Raw genomic sequence first — 5,427 nt, forward strand, 5'->3', positions numbered from 1 at the left:
GCGACATTGCTGCACAGGCCACTCGCGCCCTAGAGAACGTCAAAACTGCGCTGGCCGCCGCCGGCGCGACTATCGAAGACGTTGTGCAGTGGACGGTGCTGTTCCTTGATGGGGTTGACGTTGCAGCAGCATACAACGCCATCGGGTCTGAGCTTGCTTCGGACGAGCCCGCCTTGGTGACGGGGGCTCGAATCTCTGGGCTGGGTGTTCCGGGGGCATTAGTCGAGATCGGTGCAGTCGCCGCCATCGTTCGATGATGGCCAAATACGTTGTTCTGCTGCGTGGGATAAACGTGGGCGACAAGAACCTGATCAATATGCAGGCCGCACCGATTGCTTCCAGCGACGCAGGTGTGTGATTCGCAGCGATAAGTGGCGGTGTTTTTGCAGCGCTAAATGTCACCCGTGGTGCCCATTAGCCGATCCTCCATCGGACAGCATGAACTGTCCCGGTCAGGGTTCTTCTGACGGATGCAACCAGGCAGTAGAGATGACTTCGAAAATTTCCTATATCGGAAAATCTAGTTGACACCCGTTTGCTCGGAATCCTTGGGCCCTAGATTCCAGGACACGGAATAAGTCACTCGGGGGTCCGTGGGGCTTCCTGGTAAACGATCCTTTGTTGCGACACCCGGCTTTGCCCGATGCTTCCAAGAATGCGTGTGGAAATAGCACGAACGAGATCCACGCACCCAGGACAGCTAAGGTCAGCTTTCAAGAAAGACGGAGGAATGCCTCCCAATCACCCAACGCCTCCGGCTCTTCGAACGAATGGCCACCCGCAGAAAATGATTCTGGCGCTACCGCTATTGCATGGCCCACGCACCAGAACAACGCACGGCGCAGCGCGATTGTTGAATCGCCGGAGCGGCATGTGGTTTGAGCCCGCTTCCGGCTTCTGCATCTGGCGGGATCAACGAGCATCTGAGGAATGGGGTCTTGGAATCACCGAGCTGGGCGCATTCTTCGATGAGCTCGAGATCCCCTATCTAGTCCGCATTGAAGCGATAAAGATGGGGAAGCAAAGGAAGACCGGCTTCACTGCGGTCCTCGCCTGGCACAATCTGGAAACCCTTACCAAATGGGTGCCTTCGTTTCAGACTCAGGTCGACAACGCTCGCGCCGAGATCGATGCGGATCCGACGGATCTCCTATGAGCAAACTTCCCAGCTGCTGGTCCTCGCAATACTTGGTTTCGTCGAAGTGACATAGCGAGCGGCGCATAATCGGTCGTCATGTGGTGCCGCTCGGTGGACCTGCTACCTGGCTGGGTATGCCAATGCCCCTGCGAAGGCCAGTTCACCGTCGTCGTTTGCGCCGCGCGTCAGGGTGTACCTCACAGGGGGCAACACGGTATTGGATTCGTCGGGATGGTCATTGCCGGGCTGAGAAGTGACTGTGTCAATCTCCCGCCAGACCCGACAAATTCTTTAGCTTCCGGTCGAATTCGTCCGGATCAGGCCAGGCATTTGACGCCGGGGGCGCAGCAGGTCGGGTCGACGGCGAGAACCACGCCCAGCAGATCCTTGATGGCATGACCCAGTCTGGCGTCGGTCAGCTCATACCGGGAACGCGGGCCGTCGGGTATGGCGCGGACCAGTCCGCAGGCAAGTCAGGTGGTTGGACATCTTTTGTCGCGAGACTTCGAGCGTATCGGCCAAGTCGGCGGGATAGGCCGGCGCTTCGGCCAGAAGGAGAAGCACCTGCGTCCTGGTCTGGTCGGATACCGCATAGCCAAAACGGGCAAGGTTTTCCATGCAACCATGGTTCAGAAATTTCTGTACGGATCTGAATCAACCGTGGTGCCCATGACCGATTAGAGCCAGGGAGGGTACGGATTTTCAGGATCCTACGGACCCTCAAAGGGTGGTTTGCAGAGCTAAATCTCGCAGCTGCTGCCCGACGATGAGGGTTCTCGCTGCTGTCTCGATAGCATCGTCGGCAATGGCTTCGAATTGCTTGAGTTTCAGGACGCGCCGTGGCCGGGGGTGACGGTCACCGGCACAAGGTGGCCGTAATCGTGGTGGGCAGTCCGGTGTCGATGGGGCCAAAGAACCGCCCGTTCTTCCCGCTGTCCTGCGGGCCAGCGGTGGAGTGGGTGATGCGCGCGTGCAGGTCGATCGCGGTGCCGTCCAGGTTCCGGCTGGCATTCCGATCGTGACCCACAGGCAGGATCCCCGGGATCCCGCCCGTCGCCCGATTCGGATCGCTCTGCGCCAGATGGCCCGAGCTAGGAGTCGACGATCAGTGCCGGCTGCCGGGGTTCAGACGTGGGTGGCGGGCAACTTGTCGTTCGCTTCATGGCTACGAAGGATGGACCTCCGCCACCGCGGCGCGCCCAAAAAGGGACGGCTCAGGGAAGCGGGCACGGGGAAATACCCGGACGGGGCCGATGACTCTAAGGCCTACGCGTTGGTTGGCGGGGGGCGCGTTTTGGCCAAGGACCCGTGCGATCACTGATTGAGATGATGCGCCGCCGATTTCGTGCAGTTCCACGACGGCGTCGTGCCCGAAGTACGAGACGGCACGGACCGTGGCTTCGACGTGGCCGCTCCCGACGGGAGTGAGGGTGATCTGCTCGGGTCGGACCATCACTTGGACCTCTCCGTCCGAGGTCCCCTCCTGAACGGGCAGGGTGCCAAGCAGGCAGGAGACCGCCCCGGCGAAAGACGTGCCGTCGAGCAGAACAGCCTCACCCAGGAAGCGGGCCACCTCCGCGTCGACGGGCTGCCGGTATACCTGCGCCGGCGGGCCGACCTGCCGGAAGCGGCCGGTGTCAAGGATCGCGATCTCGTCAGCGAAGGAGAGGGCCTCGCCTTGGTCGTGGGTCACCAGGACCGCGGTCGCGCCCGCCGCCCGCAGGGCCCGGGCGGTGGCCTCGCGGGTGGCTGCGCGAAGCCCGCTGTCCAAGGCGGAGAACGGCTCGTCGAGCAGGATCAGACCGGGGCGCGGAGCCAGCGCGCGTGCCAGGGCCACGCGCTGCTGCTGGCCTCCGGAGAGCCGGTCCGGCTGGCGGTCCGCCATCGCGGAGGGCAGGCCGACAAGATCGAGCAACTCGAGCACGCGGTCCCGATGGCGACGACGCGGCCATGGCAAGCCGAAGGCGATGTTGCCGGCCACCGACAGGTGCGGAAACAGCCCGCCTTCCTGGCGCACGTAGCCGATCCCGCGTTGTTCGGGCGGCACCCACACCCCTGGCCCGGCAACCACCCGGCCCCCGACCGAGACCTCGCCACCGCTGGATGGAAGGAAGCCGGCGATGATGCGCAGCAGCGTTGTCTTGCCGCTGCCGGACCCACCCAGCACGGCCATCGTCGTGCCCTCCGCCACGTTGAGGTCGACGGACTTGAGCACTGCGTCGAGGCCGTAGTCGGCCGAGACGGCACGGACCTTGAGTTCGGTCATTTCTCCTCCAGGATCTGCCGCCGCAGCAGCAGGGTCAGGGGCACGGACAGGGCAATCATCACGGCGGCATACGGGGCCGCGGCGGCGTAGTCGAGTTGGCTGGCCTCGCGCCAGAAGGCCAGGGCCAAGGTCTCGGTCCCGGTGGGGGCGAGCAGCAGCGTGGCCGTCAGTTCGGTGCTGACGGCCAGCGCCACCAGGACAAGGCCCGTCATCACGGAGGGCGCCATCAACGGCAGGACGACCCGGACCAGGGTGCCCGTGCCGCCCGTTCCGAGGGAGCGTGCGGCCTCGGAGATCTCGGGCGGAGCCGCAGCCAGCCCTGAGCGCAGTGAGACCATTGCCCGGGGGACGAAGAGGATGGCGTACGCCAGAACCGTCAGGGTGACGGTCTGGTACAGCGGGCCCGCCCATGTCACGGCCAAGGTCACCAGCCCCAGTCCGACGACGATGCCGGGCAGCGAGCTGGCGACGAAGGTGACGCGCTCCAGGGCCACGGTCAGTCCGGAGTGGTGCCGGTTGAGCAGCCAGGCACCCGGCAGCGCGGCAGCGGTCGCTGCCACGGCGCCCAGGGCTGCGAGGCCCACCGTGCCAAGGGTGGCGCCCAGCAGGCCTGCATCGAGCAGGCCGGCCCATCCTTCGGAGGCGGCGAGCCATCGACCCACGCTGGCGACCGGGACCACCAAGGCGCCGGCGACGAGCGCCGCGAGCAACAGCATGGCCGGTGCGGTCCAGGCACCCAGGGCGTGGGGCACGGGACGGCTCGGTGTCCCCGATCCCAGGCGCGCGACGCGGCGCCTGCCCCGGGCGACCAGCTCCAGCAACAGCGCCAGCAGGCACAGCCCGACCAGCACGGAGGCCAGCAGGCTCCCGGAGGTATCGCTGAAGCCCACCGCGTACTGCTGCATGATCGCCGTGGTGAATGTCGGGAACCGCATCATCTCCAGGACGCCATACTCCGCCAGCAGGTGCAGCGCCACCAGCAGGGCGCCGCCGCTGAGCGAGGGACGCAGCCGGGGCAGCACGGTGCGCATGACGGCGGCGGCCGGGGAGAGCCCGAGCGAGCGGGCGGCATCCTCGTCGGCCGGATCCAGGGCGCGCAACTGCGCCGCGACGGGCAGGAAGACGAATGGATAGTAGGCCAGGGTGGTCACCAGGGCCGACCCGGCGAAACCGGTCAGGCCGGGCGCGACGGTCACCCAGGCGTAGGCACTGACGAACGAGGGGACGGCCAGCGGCGCCAGCAGCAGGGTCCGCCACCAGGCGGCGCCGGGCAGGGCCGTGCGCTCCACGAGCCAGGCCGCGGTTGCTCCGAGCACGACGGCTGCCGGCACCGTGACCGCCACCAGCAACCCGGTGTTCGCCAGCAGGTTCCCGATGCGCGGCCGGAACAGGTATTCCGCGGCGCGGGCCGGTCCCTCCGAGAGTGCGGCGGGAAGGGCGATGAGCACCGGCAGCAGGGTAAGGGCCGCGACGAGGGTCGCGGCGGCCACCACGCCGCGCGTGCTAGAGGATCCCGACATCCGTCATCAAGGCGATCACTTGGTCGGAGTTGAGGGAGGAGACCTCAACGGCTGGGGCTTCCAATTCGTCCAGCGACGGGAGTGCCGGGTCCGAATTGGCCCCGGTGCCCACCGCGTACTCCATGGATCCGCTGTCGACGAGGGCCCGCTGGCCCTTGGGGCCGGTAACGTACTCGAGGAACCTCTGGGCCGCCTCGGGCATGTCGCTCGAGGCCAGTACCCCGCCGGCCGACAAGCTGACGAACGCGCCCGGGTCCTCACCGCCGAAGTAGTGCAACGCCGTGTTCGCGCTGCCCTGCCGGTCCCCTGCCTGGTCGCGGTACCAGTAGTAGTGGTACATGATCCCGACCGGGACCTCCCCGGCATTGACCGCCTTCATCGTGGCGATGTTGTTCTGGTACACCTCGGCGTTATCCGCCAGCGCCTGAAGCCAGGCGCGGGTCTCGGACTCGCCGCGTTCGGCGAGCATGCCCGCGGCGATGGCCTGGAAGTCGGGGGCCCCC

Annotated in this window: 7 protein-coding genes and 1 pseudogene; 3 read left to right on the top strand and 5 right to left on the bottom strand. The window is 66.1% G+C overall.

From position 1 onward, the window contains the following. From ACLQ7E_RS11950 to ACLQ7E_RS11960, 3 genes are all read left to right on the top strand, one after another. A partial coding sequence (locus ACLQ7E_RS11950; protein ID WP_411732799.1) for a RidA family protein occupies positions 1 to 257 on the top strand: 257 nt, incomplete at its 5' end. Next, positions 257 to 358, top strand: coding sequence for a DUF1697 domain-containing protein (locus ACLQ7E_RS11955; RefSeq protein ID WP_411732800.1), 102 nt, complete (start codon positions 257 to 259; stop codon positions 356 to 358). The genes ACLQ7E_RS11950 and ACLQ7E_RS11955, both read left to right, overlap by 1 nt. Positions 359 to 871: 513 nt before the next feature. Beyond that, a complete protein-coding gene (locus tag ACLQ7E_RS11960; RefSeq protein WP_411732801.1) occupies positions 872 to 1,156 on the top strand; it encodes a hypothetical protein in 285 nt (94 codons plus the stop codon). 299 nt (positions 1,157 to 1,455) lie between these two features. On the opposite strand, the pseudogene ACLQ7E_RS11965 reads toward ACLQ7E_RS11960, so the two are convergent. From ACLQ7E_RS11965 to ACLQ7E_RS11985, 5 genes and pseudogenes are all read right to left on the bottom strand, one after another. Then, positions 1,456 to 1,756 (bottom strand): annotated as a pseudogene (locus tag ACLQ7E_RS11965) (ArsR/SmtB family transcription factor). A 238-nt stretch (positions 1,757 to 1,994) separates the two neighbouring features. Beyond that, entirely contained in the window at positions 1,995 to 2,165 is a 171-nt protein-coding gene (locus tag ACLQ7E_RS11970; protein WP_411732802.1) for a hypothetical protein, read from the bottom strand. Between the two features lie 138 nt (positions 2,166 to 2,303). Continuing rightward, on the bottom strand, positions 2,304 to 3,404 hold the full coding sequence (locus ACLQ7E_RS11975) for an ABC transporter ATP-binding protein (RefSeq protein ID WP_411732803.1): 1,101 nt from the start codon (positions 3,402 to 3,404) through the stop codon (positions 2,304 to 2,306). After that, entirely contained in the window at positions 3,401 to 4,924 is a 1,524-nt protein-coding gene (locus ACLQ7E_RS11980) for an ABC transporter permease (RefSeq protein ID WP_411732804.1), read from the bottom strand. The genes ACLQ7E_RS11975 and ACLQ7E_RS11980 overlap by 4 nt, the downstream gene beginning before the upstream one ends. Then, positions 4,908 to 5,427: extracellular solute-binding protein (locus tag ACLQ7E_RS11985; protein WP_411732805.1), on the bottom strand; the 520-nt coding region annotated here is incomplete at its 5' end. The genes ACLQ7E_RS11985 and ACLQ7E_RS11980, both read right to left, overlap by 17 nt.

The organism is Paeniglutamicibacter sp., from assembly GCF_046714615.1.
GTDB lineage: Bacteria > Actinomycetota > Actinomycetes > Actinomycetales > Micrococcaceae > Paeniglutamicibacter.

What these genes read in the sequence shown, in the direction of transcription:
- ACLQ7E_RS11955 (WP_411732800.1), top strand. Translation starts at nt 257, where the DNA reads ATGGCCAAATACGTTGTTCTGCTGCGTGGGATAAACGTGGGCGACAAG.
- ACLQ7E_RS11975 (WP_411732803.1), bottom strand. Translation starts at nt 3,404, where the DNA reads ATGACCGAACTCAAGGTCCGTGCCGTCTCGGCCGACTACGGCCTCGAC.
- ACLQ7E_RS11960 (WP_411732801.1), top strand. Translation starts at nt 872, where the DNA reads ATGTGGTTTGAGCCCGCTTCCGGCTTCTGCATCTGGCGGGATCAACGA.
- ACLQ7E_RS11980 (WP_411732804.1), bottom strand. Translation starts at nt 4,924, where the DNA reads ATGTCGGGATCCTCTAGCACGCGCGGCGTGGTGGCCGCCGCGACCCTC.